A 16,783-nucleotide genomic window follows, 5' to 3' on the forward strand; every position below is an offset into this window, starting at 1 on the left:
CAAGGGGCCTGCGGGCCCCTTTTTGCATTTGCCGGAGGGCGGGCAGGCGTGCGGATTTTTCGCCCTTGCGCGAACGCTTTTGCGCGACAAGTGTCGCATTTGTGTGCATTAGCCTTTCATTCTGCACAATCGTCAGGACAATGGCGCCCGATCTGGAGGGATTCGAGAATGCACCTCAAACGACTGTTTCTTGTTGCCGCGCTGGCGGTCTTCGCCGTGGTACCGGCCGCAAGACAGGCTCTTGCCGAGGACGCCGCCAAGCCGGCCGATCCGGGCCTCTCCGATGTGCTGACCGATCTTCTGCATGGCGTCGAGGGCGAGAACGGCACGTCCGGCCCCGACAAGCGCGTACCGTTCGGCCGCGAGGAGGTGCAGCTCTCCTTCGCGCCGCTGGTCAAGCAGACGGCCCCGGCCGTGGTGAATGTCTATGCGTCGCAGACCGCAAAGGTGACGTCGCCTTTCGAGGGCGATCCCTTCTTCGAGGAATTCTTCGGCCGCGCCCAGCCGCGCGCGCAGTCCTCGCTTGGTTCGGGCGTGCTGGTCGATCCGAGCGGCGTCATCGTCACCAACTTCCACGTCATCAAGGACGCCGACGAGGTGAAGGTCGCGACCGCGGACGGGCGCGAGTTCACCTCCAAGGTCATGCTCAAGGACGAGACGCTCGATCTCGCCGTGCTCAAGATCTCGGCCGACAAGCCGTTCCCGGTGATTGCCATCGGCGATTCCGACGCGCTCGAGGTTGGCGATCTGGTGCTCGCCATCGGCAACCCGTTCGGCGTCGGCCAGACCACCACCAGCGGCATCGTCTCGGCGCTTGCCCGCAGCCATATCGGCGTTTCGGATTCGGGCTATTTCATCCAGACCGATGCCGCCATCAATCCCGGCAACTCGGGCGGCGCGCTGATCAACATGGGCGGCCAGCTGGTCGGCATCAACACGGCGATCTACAGCCGCAGCGGCGGTTCGATCGGCATCGGCTTCGCCATTCCCTCGAACATGGTGCGCGCCTTCGCCGACGCCGCCAAGGCCGGGCTCGACTTCTTCGAGCGTCCCTATATCGGCGCGGAATTCGAAATGGTGACGCCGCAGATCGCAGAATCGCTTGGCATGGAGAGGCCGACCGGCGCCCTGGTGTCGTCCGTGGACGCCACCGGGCCGGCGGGCAAGGCGGGGCTCAAGGCTGGCGATGTCGTCCTGTCGCTCAACAACACACCGGTTGAAAGCATCGAGGCGCTCGACTACCGCATGGCGACGCTGTCGATCGGCACCAAGGCGACGTTTGCCGTGCTGAGCAAAGGGCAGCAGGCGACGTTGGAGATTCCGCTGGAGCGCGCGCCGGAAGGCGTCAAGCCCAGCGAAGTCACCTTGCGCGGCCGCAGTCCCTTTTCCGGCGCCAAGGTCTCGGAGCTGTCGCCCCGGCTTGCCCAGCGCCTTGGCCTTCGCACGGATATCAAGGGCGTCACCGTCATCGATATCAGCCGCGATTCGCCGGCCGCCGATTTCGGCTTCCAGCCCGGCGATATCGTGCGCGAGGTCAACGGCACCACCATCGACACCGCGGCAACGCTGGCGCAGGTTGCCCAGCAGGACACACGCTGGTGGCGCTTTACCGTCGAGCGCGGCGGGCAGATACTGCGCCAGGTGTTGCGCTACTGAGCCGGTCTTCCCATCTTTGAAGATCGCTTTCAACCAAAAGACTTGCATGGCCGATCTGTTCAGTTCCGATGAACCGGAGAAAGTGGCGCCCGGGCGACCGCTTGCCGACCGGCTGCGCCCCAAAGACCTTGGCGAGGTCGTGGGCCAGGAGCATCTGACCGGCCCCGACGGCGCGCTGACCAGGCTGATCGATTCCGGCTCGCTCGGCTCGATGATCTTCTGGGGTCCGCCCGGCACCGGCAAGACGACGGTGGCGCGGCTGCTCGCAGGCGAAACCAATCTCGCCTTCGAGCAGATCTCGGCCGTGTTTTCCGGCGTCGCGGACCTCAAGAAAGTTTTCGAGGCGGCGAAGCTCAGGCGCTCCAACGGCCGCCAGACGCTGCTCTTCGTCGACGAGATCCATCGCTTCAACCGCGCCCAGCAGGACGGCTTTCTCCCCGTGATGGAAGACGGCACGGTGGTGCTGGTCGGCGCCACCACGGAGAACCCGTCCTTCGAATTGAATGCCGCGCTTCTGTCCCGCGCGCGCGTGCTGGTGTTCCGTTCGCTGGGCGAGGAAAGCATCGCCAAGCTGCTGGCGCGCGCGGAAGAAACCGAGGGCAGGGCGCTGCCGCTCGATGAAGAAGCGCGTGCCATGCTCATCCGCATGGCGGATGGGGACGGCCGCGCCTCGCTGACGCTGGCCGAGGAAATCTGGCGCGCCGCCAAGAAAGGCGAGGTGTTCGGCCCGGAGGGCCTGCAGCGCGTCATCCAGCGCCGCGCCCCGATCTACGACAAGGGCCAGGACGGCCACTACAATCTGATCTCGGCGCTGCACAAATCGGTGCGCGGCTCCGACCCGGATGCCGCGCTCTATTACCTTGCCCGCATGTTCGATGCCGGCGAGGATCCGCTTTATCTCGGTCGCCGGCTCGTGCGCATGGCGGTGGAGGATATCGGGCTCGCCGATCCTCAGGCGCTTGTCGTCGCCAATGCGGCAAAGGATGCCTATGACTATCTCGGCTCGCCCGAGGGCGAGCTCGCCTTCGCCCAGGCCACTGTCTATCTCGCCACGGCGCCGAAATCGAACGCCGTCTACACCGCCTTCAAGGCTGCGACAGCGGCCGCCAAGGAGTTCGGTTCTCTGCTGCCGCCGAAGCACATCCTCAATGCCCCGACCAAACTGATGAAGCAGGAGGATTACGGCGCCGGCTATCGCTACGACCATGACGAGCCGGACGCGTTTTCAGGCCAGGACTATTTTCCGGAGAAGATGGGCCGGCGCACTTTCTACGATCCGCCGGAGCGCGGTTTCGAGCGCGATATCCGCAAGCGGCTGGAATATTGGGCAAAGCTGCGCGGCGAACGGAGCAGCTGAGTTGCGCGGCCCGGCGGTCGGCACGCTTCGTCGCGAAGCCACGCCATGGGGAAAGCGTCGTCGGTTTCGAATTCCTGGTCCGCGATCCGATCCCTGGGGAAAGATGGGACGAGCTTGGTTTGCCGGCCGTGCATTGAGTTGAAGTGGAGTAACATACTCCAAATATTCATTCGGGCCGACCACCGGGACCGTGCGTCGGCATTGTGCCGGGAAACAAAAAATCTTATCAAGACGCACGGCGGGCGGGGGTCGCCGTGATTTGGCAAACGGAACAGGATCGCGCTCCCGCGCGAATGACAATGACAAAGCAAACCGTCAAGACGCTCCGCAAGGCTGCCATCGCGGTCGTGGTTCTCGCGCTCGCTTTCTACTTCATCCCAATCCTGGCCGCCATCTGGGTCGTCTGCGGCCTGATCGATGTCATGCGCAACGACCAGAAGAACCAGAACCTGTTCGAACGCTACTTCCTTGGCAATGGCCTGTTCACTTGGCTGTTGTCGCCGTTCAACCTGATCGTCGACCTTCTCTGCTACCGCAACCCCGGCGTCTGGAAGCCCGATCAGTTCCCCGAGGACTATCAGCGCGAGATCAACGAGGTCTTGGGCGTCTTCAACGCCCGCAAGGACGAGATCATCGCCGATATCGACGCCAATTTCGGCGCCGGCCGGCGCGGTATGTATGTCTACCAGTGGTACGGCAAGCACAAGATCGACAACGTTCCCGAATTCAACAAGGATTACAAATACATCAAGACGATCGCGGTATCCGTTTTCAGCAAGCGCGAATCCACGTCCTGGCATTTCGGACCGCTGCGGCTCAGCCTGCGCATCCTCTACAACCTGATCCCGGTGAAGGCCGAGATCTTCGTCCAGTGTGGCAGCAAGAAGAACTACTGGTACGACAACCCGCTGTTCATCTTCGACGACACGCTGTTCCATCGGTCGGTCAACGAATATGACGGCCGCCGCTATTGCGTCTTCGTCGACATCATTCGGCCGTCTCCGTTCCCGAAGCTGATCGCGGGCCTTCTCTCCATCGTCTCGGTCAGCGTGGAGCGCATCAATTCCGTCTTCTACAAGAACTGGAAAATGATCGGCTCGTCCAAGCCGAAGGCGGCCAACTGATCCTGGCGCCTTTTGAACCTCCGGTTCGGTCGGCGTGCGGCCGAGCCTCGGATGTCTGCTCTTACGTGAAGCTCGCGAGATCGGCGACACGCCGGTCTATATCAGCGCCTCTCAATATGAGGCCTGGAAACACACCGACCTGATCATCGATGTGGTGAAGGGCAGGGCGGCATGTTCTCGCTCGACAACGGCCGCGAGAAACGGTTCCTGACGCGCTCGACCATCTGCGCCGTCCAGCCGCTATCTCCCGGCGGCTGAGCGAATCAGGCTGACCTGCATCCAGTGCGACGATTGGGGTAATCGTCCGGCTTTATTGGGTCTTTGGCTCGCACAATGCCTGCCATAGTGCTATGGCGCCGCTTTCAAACGGAAAAGCGAAGTCATGGCAGGTGTTGAACAGATCACGGTGGAGGCCGGCGAGGCGGGCATGCGGCTCGACCGCTGGTTCAAGGTCCATTACCCGGGCCTCGGCTTCGGCCATCTGCAGAAACTGCTTCGGTCCGGCCAGATCCGTGTCGATGGTGGCCGGGTGAAGGCCGACACGCGTGTCGAGCCCGGCCAGTCTGTCCGCGTTCCTCCGCTCGATGTCGATAAGAAGGGCGATGCGCCGCTCACCGGTCACTCGATCCGCAACCAGGGCGATGCCGACGTGCTCGCCAAGATGCTCTTGCATGAGGATCCGAAGGTTTTCGTCTTCAACAAGCCGGCCGGCCTGGCGGTGCAGGGCGGCTCCGGCGTCACCCGCAATGTCGACGACATGCTCGAGGCCTGGCGCAATCAGAAGGGCGAGAAGCCGCGCCTCGTCCACCGTCTCGACCGTGACACATCCGGCGTGCTGGTGGTTGCCCGCACCCGTCTTGCGGCGATGAAGCTGTCGGAAGCGTTCCGGGCGCGAGAGACTAAGAAAACCTACTGGGCGCTGGTCAAGGGCGTGCCGCCCAAACGCGAGGACAAGATCTCGACCTGGCTGATCAAGGAGCCGACGGAGGATGGCGACCGCGTGCGCGTGGCCGCGCATGGAGAGAAGGGTGCCGACCACGCCGTCTCCTACTACCGCATCATCGAGCAGGCGGCGCAGACGATGACCTGGCTGGAGATGGAGCCCTATACCGGCCGCACCCACCAGCTTCGCGTTCACGCCGCCTATATAGGTTGCCCGATCATCGGCGACCCAAAATATTTCGAGGCCGATACCAACTGGGATTTCCCGGGCGGCATTCAGAACCGCCTGCACCTGCATGCGCGCCGCATTATCATCCCGCATCCGGACCAGGGCGTCATCGACGTCACGGCGCCGATGCCGCCGCATATGCGCCAGAGCTGGAACCTGATCGGCTTCGACGATCAGAGCGCGGAGGACTGACTTGGCTGTCGCCCCGGCATTGGATCGTCGCGATGCGGTCGACATGGCCGCTGCTGTCATCATGGTCGGACTGACCTTTTCCTGGGGCCTGAACTACGTCGCCGCCAAGGTCTCATATGCCGGCTACGACCCTGTCTTCGTCTCGGTCGCGCGATCGGTTATCGGCGGGCTTTGCGTGTTCGCCTGGTGCCGGCTGCGCGGCATCAAGCTGTTCGAAGCGGATCGGACGCTGGCCGCCGGCATCGTCGTCGGCGTGCTCTTCGGCGTCGAGTTCCTGTGCCTCTATATCGGGCTCGAATACACGACCGTTGCCCGCAACACGCTGCTGGTCAACACCATGCCGTTCTGGGTTCTGATCGGCGGCCATTTCCTGCTCGGCGAGCGCATCAATGCGCGCAAGCTCGGCGGGCTGGTTCTGGCCTTCTGCGGCCTGGTGGCGGTGTTCTCGGACGGCATCACTGCCGGCAGCGACGCGACGCTGACGGGTGACCTGCTCAGTCTCGGCTCGGGCATTCTCTGGGCGGCGACCAGCATTTTCATAAAGCGGTCGAAACTGGTGGAAACCAACGCCGAAAAGCTTCTGCTCTACCAGTTGGCGGGTGCGACTGTCGTCGGCCTGCTGGTGATGCCTTTCGCCGGCCCGCCGATCCGTGCGCTTGCCGCCTTGCCGACACTGGCGCTGCTCTTCCAGTCTTTCTATATCGTCGCTTTCACCTATGTGTTGTGGTTCTGGCTGCTCACGCGTTATCCGGCCGCCGGTCTGTCGAGCTTCGCCTTCCTGTCGCCGGTGTTCGGCGTCCTGTGCGGCGCGGTGCTGTTGGGCGAACTGCCGACGACCAGGATAATCCTGGCACTCGGCCTGATCGCCGCCGGGCTGATCATCGTCAACCGCCCGGCGCGCAGACAGCCCGCACCATAGAGCAGCTCCCCGAACGGCAAGCTGCTCCATCTCTTGTTTTGACGCAATTCCGGACGGAAAACCCTTCACACGTTCCCTGGAATTGCTTTAAGGAGTTCGGCATGCGCGACATCCTCGAAGACCTCGAAGCCGGAAAGCTGCTTTCCGACCCGGATCCCGTGCGCCGCGCCCAGATCCAGATGAAGACGCCGCTGCCGAAACGTTTCTACAAGACTGTTTCAGTGGCTCCCGTCGAGAATGGCTTTGCCGTTCATCTGGACGGCCGGCCCGTGCGCACGCCGGGCAAGGCCGTGATGGTGCTGCCGACCGAAAACGCTGCCGCGCTCGTTGCCGATGAATTCAGCGCACAAGGCGAGGTCATCGATCCCGTGACAATGCCTGTCATGCGGCTCGTCAACACCGCCGTCGACGGCGTCGCCTCGGATCCGCAGGCGGTGCTGGAGGACGTGCTGCGCTTCGCCTCGTCCGATCTTTTGTGCTACCGGGCCGATGGCCCGCAGGGACTGGTCGATCGCCAGAACAAGCTCTGGGACCCGGTGCTGGACTGGGCACGCGGCAGCCTCGGCGCGCGCTTCAACCTTGCCGAAGGCGTCATCCATGTCGAGCAGCCGCGCGAGGCGATCGCCGTGCTCGGCGCGCATCTTGGCCAGCGTGTCGAGCCGATGCGGCTGGCCGCCATTCATGTCATGACCGCGCTGACCGGTTCGGCGCTGCTGGCTTTGGCCGTCGATTTCGGTCACCTCGACGGCGAGGAAGCTTGGGCAGCCGGCCATGTCGACGAGGACTGGCAGATCGAGCATTGGGGCCAGGACGTAGAGGCCGTTGCGCGCCGCTCGGCCCGCAGGCGCGACATGATGGCGGCGGTCAGCCTGCTCGAAGCGCTGCAGGCCTAGAGCAATTCAAGCGCGCCGCCGCTTTCGCAGCGCACCTAATACCAAAGTCATAATCCCATCGTCGCGGTGCCTTTGGCCCGCCCTTTCTGTCATTTTTTCCCTCGTTGGCTGCGTTTTTGAGTCCGCGTTCGGAGGAGCGCGGACGGTGGCGCGCAGCCATCGAGGACAGACGGGATCTCACGGGAGGATACATCAATGGCAATGGCTTCAACCGCCGGCAGAACCAGCCGCGGCATGACGCGCGAGGAGAAGAAAGTCATCTTCGCCTCTTCGCTCGGCACCGTTTTCGAATGGTACGATTTCTATCTCTACGGCTCGTTGGCCGCCTTCATCGGCTCGACCTTCTTCAGCCCGGCGATTCCCGAGGCAACGCGCAACATCTTTGCGCTGCTTGCCTTTGCCGCCGGCTTCCTTGTCCGCCCGTTCGGCGCGTTGCTTTTCGGGCGCATCGGCGATCTCGTCGGCCGCAAATATACCTTCCTCGTCACCATGACGATCATGGGTCTGTCGACCTTCCTGGTCGGCCTGCTGCCGGGCTACGCAACCTTGGGCATCTTGGCTCCCGTGATCCTGATCGGGCTGCGCATGTTGCAAGGCCTGGCGCTCGGTGGCGAATATGGCGGCGCCGCGACCTATGTCGCGGAGCACGCGCCTGACGACCGTCGCGGTTTCTATACGTCGTGGATCCAGACGACGGCGACGCTCGGCCTTTTCCTGTCGTTGATCGTCATCCTGATTGTTCAGGGCTCGCTCAGCAAGGAAACCTACGCCTCCTGGGGCTGGCGCATTCCCTTCATCGTTTCTTTCGTGCTGCTTGCCGTTTCGATCTGGATCCGGCTGTCGCTCTCGGAGTCGCCGACCTTCCAGCGCATGAAGGAAGAGGGCAAGGGCTCCAAGGCGCCGCTCTCGGAAGCCTTCGGTCAATGGAAGAATGCCAAGATCGCGCTGCTGGCGCTGCTCGGCCTCACCGCCGGCCAGGCCGTGATCTGGTACAATGGCCAGTTCTACGCGCTTTTCTTCCTCACGAACGTGCTGAAGGTCGACGCGCAGTCGGTCAACATCATGATCGCGATTGCGCTGGCCATCGGCTCTATCTTCTTCGTCGTCTTCGGCTGGCTGTCGGACAAGATCGGTCGCAAGCCGATCATCATGGCAGGCCTTGCGCTCGGCATCGTCTGCACCTTCCCGCTGTTCAAAGCGCTGACCTGGGCCGCCAATCCGGCTCTGGCCACCGCGCAGCAGAACACCCGCGCGACGGTGACGGCAGCGCCCGGCGACTGCAAGTTCCAGTTCAACCCGGTCGGCACGGCAAAATTCACGACATCCTGCGATATCGCGACTTCGTTCCTGACCAAGAACTCGGTGCCTTATGACGTGGTGACCACGGCAGCCCCAGGCACCGCAGCCTCGGTCAAGATCGGCAACGAGACGGTGGAATCCTATGACGCCGTCGCCGCCGGCGATCAGGCCAAGGCCAAGGACGCGGCCTTCGCCAAGGCGGTGAACATGTCGCTTCAGGACGGTGGCTATCCGTTGAAGCGCGCCGCGGCCAAGGTGCCCGACCAGAAGCTCGACGCCTTCATCGCGGCCAATCCCGAGCTGAAGCTCGACGCGGCGGCCATCCGCGGCGGCGAGAAGGCGACGGTTCCGACCGACAAGGCGATCGCCGACAAGCTCCTGACCAAGGATGAGGCAGCCGGTGCGCCGGAAATCACCGTCTACACCGTCCCGGGCGGTGGCGCCTTCGCTATGACTGCCGATCCGGCAGCCATCAACTGGCCGCTCACGATCGGTATCCTGTTCATCCTGGTGCTGTTCGTCACCATGGTCTACGGGCCGATCGCCGCGATCCTGGTCGAGATGTTCCCGACCCGCATCCGCTACACCGGCATGTCGTTGCCCTATCACATCGGCAATGGCTGGTTCGGCGGCCTGCTGCCGGCGACGGTGTTCGCGCTCAGCGCCTATAAGGGCGATATCTACTACGGCCTCTGGTATCCGGTGATCATCGCGGCGATGTCGCTCATCATCGGCATGATCTTCGTCAGGGATACGCTCGGCACCGACCTCCACGCCAAGGACTGACCTCGATCGTCTGCTCAAAAGAAGAAAGCCCGGCGCGAGCGATTGCGCCGGGCTTTTCCGTTCATGAAGCTCAAAGAGGCGATCAGCTCTTGCGCTGATTTTCTTCTTCGACGGCTGCTTCGTGGTACCAGCCGTCAAAGTCGGCGTGCTCGCCGCGAAGCGCCGCAAGCTCTGCCGCGAATTTCGCCTTGGCGCCTAAATTTGAGGCAGACTTGCGTCCTGCCAGCGGGAACATCAGGATTTTTGCCGACGGACGCGGCTGCACGACTTGCATTAGCGACCTCCTTGCTCGTCCGGGACTTGCCGATTCAACTTACCAAGCAAGATAGGTTCTGCGATTCGTTTAGGCAATATGCCTACAAAAAGATCATTATTTGCCAATTATTTATGCAGGAATATCGATTGAGCGATCCGAGCGCAGTATTGAGGCGGCTGAGCAAAATCAACGTCTTGCCGTGATCATTTTGCCGCACCCGCCGAAGGCGGAGTGGCATACGAATTGCTTTTTGACCATCGGCAGGCCGGCAAGCCCCGGCCATGCGTTGATGCCGCCCACTTGCGGCGTCCAAGTAACGAGAGGCACTGGAATGACCAAATACAAGCTCGAGTATATCTGGCTCGACGGATACGTCCCGACCCCCAGCCTGCGCGGCAAGACCCAGATCAAGGAGTTTGCCGAGTTCCCGACGCTGGAGCAGCTGCCGCTGTGGGGCTTCGATGGCTCATCCACCAACCAAGCCGAAGGCCACAGCTCCGACTGCGTGCTGAAGCCCATCGCCGTCTATCCGGATCCGGCCCGCACCAATGGCGTGCTGGTCATGTGCGAAGTCATGATGCCTGATGGCGTGACGCCGCATGCTTCCAACAAGCGCGCCACTATCCTCGACGACGAGGGCGCCTGGTTCGGCTTCGAGCAGGAGTATTTCTTCTACAAGGACGGCCGTCCGCTCGGCTTCCCGGAGAGTGGCTATCCGGCGCCGCAGGGTCCTTATTACACCGGCGTCGGCTACAAAAATGTCGGCGATGTCGCGCGCAAGATCGTCGAGGAGCATCTCGACCTGTGCCTCGCCGCCGGCATCAACCATGAAGGCATCAACGCCGAGGTGGCGAAAGGCCAGTGGGAATTCCAGATCTTCGGCAAGGGGTCCAAGAAGGCCGCCGACCAGATGTGGATGGCCCGCTATCTGCTGCTGCGCCTGACCGAGACATACGGCATCGACATCGAGTTCCACTGCAAGCCGCTCGGCGACACCGACTGGAACGGTTCGGGCATGCACTGCAACTTCTCGACCAGCTATATGCGCGAAGTCGGCGGCAAGGCCTATTTCGAGGCGTTGATGGCGCAGTTCGACAAGAACCTGATGGACCATATCGCCGTCTACGGCCCGGACAACGACAAGCGCCTGACCGGCAAGCATGAGACCGCGCCGTGGAACAAGTTCAGCTACGGCGTCGCCGACCGCGGCGCTTCGATCCGCGTGCCGCACTCCTTCGTCAAGAACGACTATAAGGGCTATCTGGAAGACCGCCGCCCGAACTCGCAGGGCGACCCCTACCAGATCGCCTCGCAGGTGCTGAAGACGATCTCGGAGGTTTCGACCGACGCGAAGGTCTCGGTCGCCGCCTGATTTGTTTCGACGTCACAGGCTTTAAGTCTGTGACAAGACGAAAACGACAAAAAGCCCCGGCGGGTCAACGCCGGGGCGTTTTGCATGGCAACTACCAGCGAGAAATCTCCGCCGATTATCGTCAACTGGTGATGACGCCACGCGATTTAAGCGCAGCCACGACCCGGCCATGCGGCAGGGCGGGGGTGCGGTTGCCGTCACGACCGACCATATCCTCGTTGGCGACCAGCGCGTTGAGCACGGCCTCCTCGGTCGCCTGTACGACGGCCGTGTAGAAATCATCCATGCGGCCCCAGGGGATGAAGTCAATGTGACCGTAGCTGTCCTCGCCTGGGGCGCCCTCGGGAAAGCGGCCGTTGAGCGCATCGCGATTGGCGGTCGACAAGGCGAGGAAGATGTCGCCGGAGAAATGCGAACCGGCGGTGCCGGTGCGCGCCAGCCCGAGCGGCACGCGCCGCGCAAGCGCTTTGCACTGCCCGGGCAGCAGCGGCGCGTCGGTGGCGACGACGCCGATGCAGGAGCCGGCGCCCGTCGGCCGGCCGCTGAAATACGCCTCCATTGGATTGTCGGCGGCAAGCTCGTGCCCGAGCGGAACGCCGGCGATGCCGATCTCATGACGCGAACCGAAATTGGCCTGCAGGAAGACGCCGACCGTGTAGGCGCGGTGGCCATAATCGACGATCCGCGAAGCGCTGCCGGAGCCGCCCTTGAAGGCATAGCAGTTCATGCCCGTGCCGCCGCCGACCGATCCTTCCTCGATAGCGCCGGCGGCAGCGTTCTCGATCGCCTCGATCGCGTGGTCGACGGTGACATGCGAGCCGTTGATGTCGTTGAGATAGCCGTCCCAGGTTTCGGCAACCACCGGCAGCAGCCATTGGTTCGCCACCTCGGGCTTGTTGCGCGCTACCCAGTCGATGACGCCGCGATGGCAGGGGCCGACGGCATGCGTGTTGGTGATCAGGATCGGCATGGAGAGGCTGCCGGCCTCTTCCAGCCATGAGGCGCCGGTCATCTCGCCATTGCCGTTGAAGGAATGATAGCCGGCAGCCAAAGCAGCGCCGATGCCGTCGCGGCCGAGCGGCAGGATCGCGGTGACGCCGGTGCGGACTGGCCCGTGGCCCATATTGAGCTTACCGTCGCCCTTGATCAGCGTTGAATAGCCGACGAGCACGCCATCGACATCGGTGATGGCATTGGCAGGTCCCGGCGTGCCCGGCAGGGGAATGCCGAGGCCGCGGGCGCGCGTCTTGCCGGCCGGCGTGGTGGTCAAGTCTATTCGTTGATCCATGCTGAGGATGCTCCGTTGATGAAAGCCGGCTCAGCGAAGACTGCAGCCGGTCGCGAGTTCGGCGTAACCGGTGAGGATCGTCATTGCCGAGGCGTGGTCGACAGCCGGCACGACGTTGACGAGGTGAAGGCCGAGCCCGTCTTCCATGACGACGAGACTGCGGGCGATGACTTCGCTCGCAGCATTGAGCACGAAGGCACCGGTGGCCGCGCCCGCCTCCAGGATGCCGACATAGATCGCCACTTGGCGCTCGAACAGCGTGATGTGTCGGGCGGCATAGCTTGCGTCCGAGCGCGAATAGGCGCCGAGCTCCAGCAGGAGCCGGCAGAGCTGGTCGTCCGCATCCGTCGGCAAGCCGCTGTCGAGCATTGTTTTCAGACGCGCCCTCGGATCGGCGATTGTCGCGACCGCTGCCACGCGCTGCGTGCAGAAGCGCTCGACCGCCTTTGCCTGCACGTCGTCCAGCAGCTCCTTGAGGCCGGGATAGTAGTAGAGCAGGGCGCTCGAGCTCATGCCGGCCTCGTTGGCCACGTCGCGCAAGGTGACGGCGGCAAGGCCGCGTTTGGCGATCATCGATTCCGCAGCCGCCACCAGGGTCAGGCGGCGATCGGTCTGTGTCTTGGGTCTGCCCATTTCATTTCCCTGAATATGATTCAATAAAAACTGGCCTGTAGATTTTTGCAAGCCGATATATCGCATATTTGTTGACGCTATGTGTCGACGCGGCTAGCTTCCGTTACGGATAGTAATTTTTATCCAATCAAAAAAAGGGGAGGACAATGTCCACAAACGAAGCCGCTACGGCGGCCACCGACAAGGCCGCGCCCGGCGCCAAGGGTCTCGACCGGGCGTTGAACGCGCTGGGCACGCTGATGATCGTGCTTTCGGCGGTGACGCCGGCATCATCCGTCTTCATCATCGTGCCGGGCGTCATTGCGCTGGCCGGCACCGGCTCGTTCCTGAGCTTCGTGATCGCGGCCGTCATCGGCCTGTTCATGGCGTTCGTCTATGCCGAGCTCTCCTCGGCCTACCCGATGGCCGGCGGCGAATACACCATGATCGGCCGCACGCTCGGGCGCTTCTGGGGTTTCGTCACGCTGGTGCTCGTGTTCGTGTCGATCGTGCTCATCGTCGCGGTCATCGCGCTCGGCGTCGGCACCTATCTCGGCGTCCTCATTCCCAATCTCAGCCCGCAGTGGGTGGGTGTGGTGACCATCATCCTGGCCGGCGCCGTCGCCGCCATGCGCATCAAGCTCAACGCTTTCGTCACCGGCATCTTCCTCGGCATCGAGATGCTGGCGCTGCTGGTCCTGATCTGGCTCGGCTTCACCCATGTCGAGCGGCCGCTCTCCAGCCTTTTCACCGCGCCACAACTGCTCGACGCCACGACCAACACGCTGGTTCCGGCCTCGGCCGCCATCATCCTCGCATCCACCGCCGTGTCGCTCTTTGCCTATAACGGCTATGGCGCCGCCGCCTATTTCGGCGAAGAGACGCACGACGCCAAGCGCAACATCGGCAAGGTGGTGCTCTGGGCGCTGGTGATCACGGTCGCCGCCGAGCTCATTCCGCTGACCGCCGTGCTTCTTGGCGCGCCGGATCTGGTCGGCCTGCTCTCGGCACCCCAGAAGATCGAGTATTTCCTCGAGGCGCGCGGCGGCCATTGGCTGACGGTGGCGATCAGCCTGGCAATCGCGGTCGCCATTTTCAACGCCGTCATCGCCATCATCCTGCAGGCGGCGCGGCTGTTGTTCAGCTCGGGCCGCGACAAGACCTGGTTCGGGCCGATCAACAACGCGGTCGCGTCCGTCCATGGCACTTACGCGTCGCCGTGGATCGCCACCATCGTGGTGGTGGTGCTGGCCGCACTGGCCTGCTTTATCGACCTCAACCTCTTGCTGGTGGTCAGCGGCACGTCGCTGGTGGTGATCTATGCACTGCTCTGCGTCGCGGTCTTCGCCGGCCGCCGCAACGGCACCACCTCGGGCGGCCACTATCGTATGCCGCTGTTTCCGGTGCCGGCGATCCTCGCCTTCGTCGCGCTTGTCTATGTCGCCTACCAGAACTGGCTCGACGCCGCCTTCGGACGCCCGAGCCTGATTGCGACGCTGGCGATCATGGCCGTGGCGGCGATCTACTTCCTGCTGTTTCTGGCACGCCGAGCCGACTGGACGCTGCACGGCCCCGACGAGCTTGCGGGATAGGCGTCAGCCCTCCGACACCTGTCCATGCGAGAACCCCGGCGAAACGCCGGGGTTCTTTTTTGCCGATTGGAAAGCGTGGACGCGAAAACCCGTCTTCAGAAATGAAAAGCCCTTGGAAGGGAGAACCTTCCAAGGGCTTTATTCTTTATCCGATCAGACGCTTAGACCGAATAGTACATGTCGTACTCGACCGGGTGCGGGGTCATTTCGAAGCGCATGACCTCGGCCATCTTGAGCTCGATGTAAGAGTCGATCTGGTCGTCGTCGAAGACGCCGCCGGCCTTCAGGAAGCCGCGATCCTTGTCGAGGCTCTGCAGCGCTTCGCGCAGCGAGCCGCAGACGGTCGGGATCTTTTTCAACTCCTTCGGCGGCAGATCATAGAGGTCCTTGTCCATCGGCTGCCCCGGATGGATCTTGTTCTTGATGCCGTCGAGACCGGCCATCAGCATGGCGGCGAAGCCGAGATAGGGGTTCGCGCCCGGATCGGGGAAGCGGACCTCGACGCGCTTCGACTTCGGCGAGTTGCCGAACGGAATGCGGCACGAGGCCGAGCGGTTGCGCGCCGAATAGGCGAGCAGCACCGGCGCCTCATAGCCCGGCACCAGACGCTTGTAGGAGTTGGTGAGCGGGTTGGTGAAGGCGTTGATCGCCTTGGCGTGCTTGATGATACCGCCGATGTAGAACAGGCAGCTCTCCGACAGGCCGGCATATTCGTTGCCGGCGAAGGTCGGCTTGCCGCCCTTCCAGATCGACTGGTGGACGTGCATGCCCGAGCCGTTGTCGCCGAACACCGGCTTCGGCATGAAGGTGGCCGTCTTGCCGTAGGCATTGGCAACCTGGTGCACGACATACTTGTAGATCAGCATCTTGTCGGCGTTGCGCACCAGCGTGTCGAACTTGATGCCGAGCTCGTGCTGTGCGGCGGCGACCTCATGGTGGTGCTTTTCGACCCGCACGCCCATTTCGGCGAGCACGGTCAGCATCTCGGAGCGCATGTCCTGGCAGGAATCGATCGGCGGCACCGGGAAATAGCCGCCCTTGATGCGCGGACGGTGGCCGAGATTGCCGGTCTCGTAGTCGGTGTCGTCGTTGGACGGCAGTTCGGTCGAGTCGAGACGGAAGCCGGTGTTGTAGGGATCGGCCTTGTACTTGACGTCGTCGAACACGAAGAACTCGGCCTCCGGGCCGACATAGATCGTGTCGCCGATGCCTTCGGACTTCATATAGGCTTCGGCCTTCTTGGCGGTGCCGCGCGGATCGCGGTTATAGGCTTCGCCCGAGACCGGATCGAGGATGTCGCACAGGATGACCATGGTCGACTGGGCGAAGAACGGATCCATGTGGACCGTATCCGTGTCCGGCATCAGCACCATGTCGGACTCGTTGATCGCCTTCCAGCCAGCGATCGAGGAGCCATCGAACATGACGCCGTCGGCAAACATGTCTTCCTCGACCTCGACGACATCCATCGTCACATGTTGCAGCTTGCCCCGCGGATCGGTGAAGCGCAGGTCGACGAATTTCACGTCGTTGTCCTTGATCTGCTTCATGATGTCTTTGGCTGTCGTCATGTCATTTCTTCCCTGTGTGATGACGTCTGGAATGGATTGAAGGTCAGATGGCGTCGATGCCGGTCTCGCCGGTGCGGATGCGCACGACTTCCTCTATGTTGGAGACGAAGATTTTTCCATCGCCGATGCGGCCGGTCTGCGCCGCCTTGCGGATGGCCTCGATGGCGCCTTCGACGGCCTCGTCGCCGAGCACCACCTCGATCTTCACCTTGGGCAGGAAGTCGACGACATATTCGGCGCCGCGATAAAGCTCGGTGTGACCCTTCTGGCGGCCGAAGCCCTTGGCTTCGGTGACGGTGATGCCTTGCAATCCGGCCTCCTGAAGCGCTTCCTTCACTTCGTCCAGCTTGAATGGCTTGATGATCGCTTCGATCTTTTTCATGTAAAAAGTGGCCTCCACTGCCAAGAAGACGGGTTGTGTGCCCCGCTTGCGCCTCCATCAAGCACGAACCGTGCCAATCCTGAGGAGCGCAGGCGGCGAGGGGCGTTTTCGAGCCCATGCCGCGTCCGGATGCACATTCGCGTCATCCGCTGCATCGCATGCGTCATGGACGCCCAAACCCTATACATCGCCCCTCCTCACCTCTGCACAAAAAATGGGCAGACAGCGCAACTTGCAAGCAGAACCCCTCTCGGACGCGATGGCATGTGCAAGATAATGCCGCAATCGCCCTGGTTTGCTTCGAACCGAAAAC

The 16,783-nt window shown here is 62.7% G+C and carries 14 protein-coding genes and 1 pseudogene; 10 read left to right on the forward strand and 5 right to left on the reverse strand.

The genetic code is table 11. The annotated features are described in order from the left end of the window. Nucleotides 1–168 precede the first annotated feature (168 nt). The 8 genes and pseudogenes from FJ957_RS06405 to FJ957_RS06440 all read left to right on the forward strand — a co-directional run bounded on the left by FJ957_RS06405 (nt 169) and on the right by FJ957_RS06440 (nt 9,397). Entirely contained in the window at nt 169–1,656 is a 1,488-nt protein-coding gene (locus FJ957_RS06405; RefSeq protein ID WP_140829752.1) for a DegQ family serine endoprotease, read from the forward strand. A 46-nt stretch (nt 1,657–1,702) separates the two neighbouring features. Continuing rightward, entirely contained in the window at nt 1,703–3,013 is a 1,311-nt protein-coding gene (locus tag FJ957_RS06410) for a replication-associated recombination protein A (RefSeq protein ID WP_140829754.1), read from the forward strand. A 299-nt stretch (nt 3,014–3,312) separates the two neighbouring features. Further along, nucleotides 3,313–4,137, forward strand: a complete 825-nt coding sequence (locus FJ957_RS06415) for an aspartyl/asparaginyl beta-hydroxylase domain-containing protein (RefSeq protein ID WP_140829756.1) — start codon at nt 3,313–3,315, stop codon at nt 4,135–4,137. Between the two features lie 76 nt (nt 4,138–4,213). After that, a pseudogene (locus tag FJ957_RS06420) lies at nt 4,214–4,395 on the forward strand (DUF779 domain-containing protein); the annotation flags it as partial. A gap of 124 nt (nt 4,396–4,519) precedes the next feature. Beyond that, nucleotides 4,520–5,500, forward strand: coding sequence for an RluA family pseudouridine synthase (locus tag FJ957_RS06425; RefSeq protein ID WP_140829757.1), 981 nt, complete (start codon nt 4,520–4,522; stop codon nt 5,498–5,500). Nucleotides 5,501–5,543: 43 nt separating this feature from the next. Beyond that, the gene (locus FJ957_RS06430) at nt 5,544–6,419 is read left to right on the forward strand and encodes a DMT family transporter (RefSeq protein ID WP_140830843.1); all 876 of its coding nucleotides are present in this window, start codon (nt 5,544–5,546) and stop codon (nt 6,417–6,419) included. 101 nt (nt 6,420–6,520) lie between these two features. Next, on the forward strand, nt 6,521–7,312 hold the full coding sequence (locus FJ957_RS06435; RefSeq protein WP_140829759.1) for an ATP12 family chaperone protein: 792 nt from the start codon (nt 6,521–6,523) through the stop codon (nt 7,310–7,312). Between the two features lie 195 nt (nt 7,313–7,507). Then, entirely contained in the window at nt 7,508–9,397 is a 1,890-nt protein-coding gene (locus FJ957_RS06440) for an MFS transporter (RefSeq protein ID WP_140829761.1), read from the forward strand. Nucleotides 9,398–9,479: 82 nt separating this feature from the next. On the opposite strand, the gene FJ957_RS06445 is transcribed toward FJ957_RS06440, so the two are convergent. Continuing rightward, on the reverse strand, nt 9,480–9,671 hold the full coding sequence (locus tag FJ957_RS06445) for a DUF2735 domain-containing protein (protein ID WP_140646268.1): 192 nt from the start codon (nt 9,669–9,671) through the stop codon (nt 9,480–9,482). 313 nt (nt 9,672–9,984) lie between these two features. On the opposite strand from FJ957_RS06445, the gene FJ957_RS06450 reads away from it, so the two are divergent. Then, the gene (locus FJ957_RS06450) at nt 9,985–11,025 is read left to right on the forward strand and encodes a glutamine synthetase beta-grasp domain-containing protein (RefSeq protein ID WP_140829762.1); all 1,041 of its coding nucleotides are present in this window, start codon (nt 9,985–9,987) and stop codon (nt 11,023–11,025) included. 121 nt (nt 11,026–11,146) lie between these two features. Here the strand turns inward: FJ957_RS06450 and FJ957_RS06455 are convergent, their stop codons facing one another. Further along, a complete protein-coding gene (locus tag FJ957_RS06455) occupies nt 11,147–12,313 on the reverse strand; it encodes a P1 family peptidase (RefSeq protein ID WP_140829764.1) in 1,167 nt (388 codons plus the stop codon). A gap of 30 nt (nt 12,314–12,343) precedes the next feature. Then, the gene (locus FJ957_RS06460; RefSeq protein ID WP_140829765.1) at nt 12,344–12,946 is read right to left on the reverse strand and encodes a TetR family transcriptional regulator C-terminal domain-containing protein; all 603 of its coding nucleotides are present in this window, start codon (nt 12,944–12,946) and stop codon (nt 12,344–12,346) included. 146 nt (nt 12,947–13,092) lie between these two features. Here FJ957_RS06460 and FJ957_RS06465 point away from each other — a divergent pair, with 146 nt between their 5' ends. After that, the gene (locus tag FJ957_RS06465) at nt 13,093–14,517 is read left to right on the forward strand and encodes an APC family permease (RefSeq protein WP_140829767.1); all 1,425 of its coding nucleotides are present in this window, start codon (nt 13,093–13,095) and stop codon (nt 14,515–14,517) included. A 161-nt stretch (nt 14,518–14,678) separates the two neighbouring features. On the opposite strand, the gene glnA is transcribed toward FJ957_RS06465, so the two are convergent. Both glnA and FJ957_RS06475 read right to left on the reverse strand, forming a co-directional pair. Then, nucleotides 14,679–16,088, reverse strand: coding sequence for a type I glutamate--ammonia ligase (glnA, locus tag FJ957_RS06470; RefSeq protein ID WP_140646263.1), 1,410 nt, complete (start codon nt 16,086–16,088; stop codon nt 14,679–14,681). A gap of 43 nt (nt 16,089–16,131) precedes the next feature. Then, nucleotides 16,132–16,470, reverse strand: coding sequence for a P-II family nitrogen regulator (locus FJ957_RS06475; RefSeq protein WP_018428041.1), 339 nt, complete (start codon nt 16,468–16,470; stop codon nt 16,132–16,134). Nucleotides 16,471–16,783 lie beyond the last annotated feature (313 nt).

It is taken from the genome of Mesorhizobium sp. B2-4-6, from assembly GCF_006442775.1.
GTDB lineage: Bacteria > Pseudomonadota > Alphaproteobacteria > Rhizobiales > Rhizobiaceae > Mesorhizobium.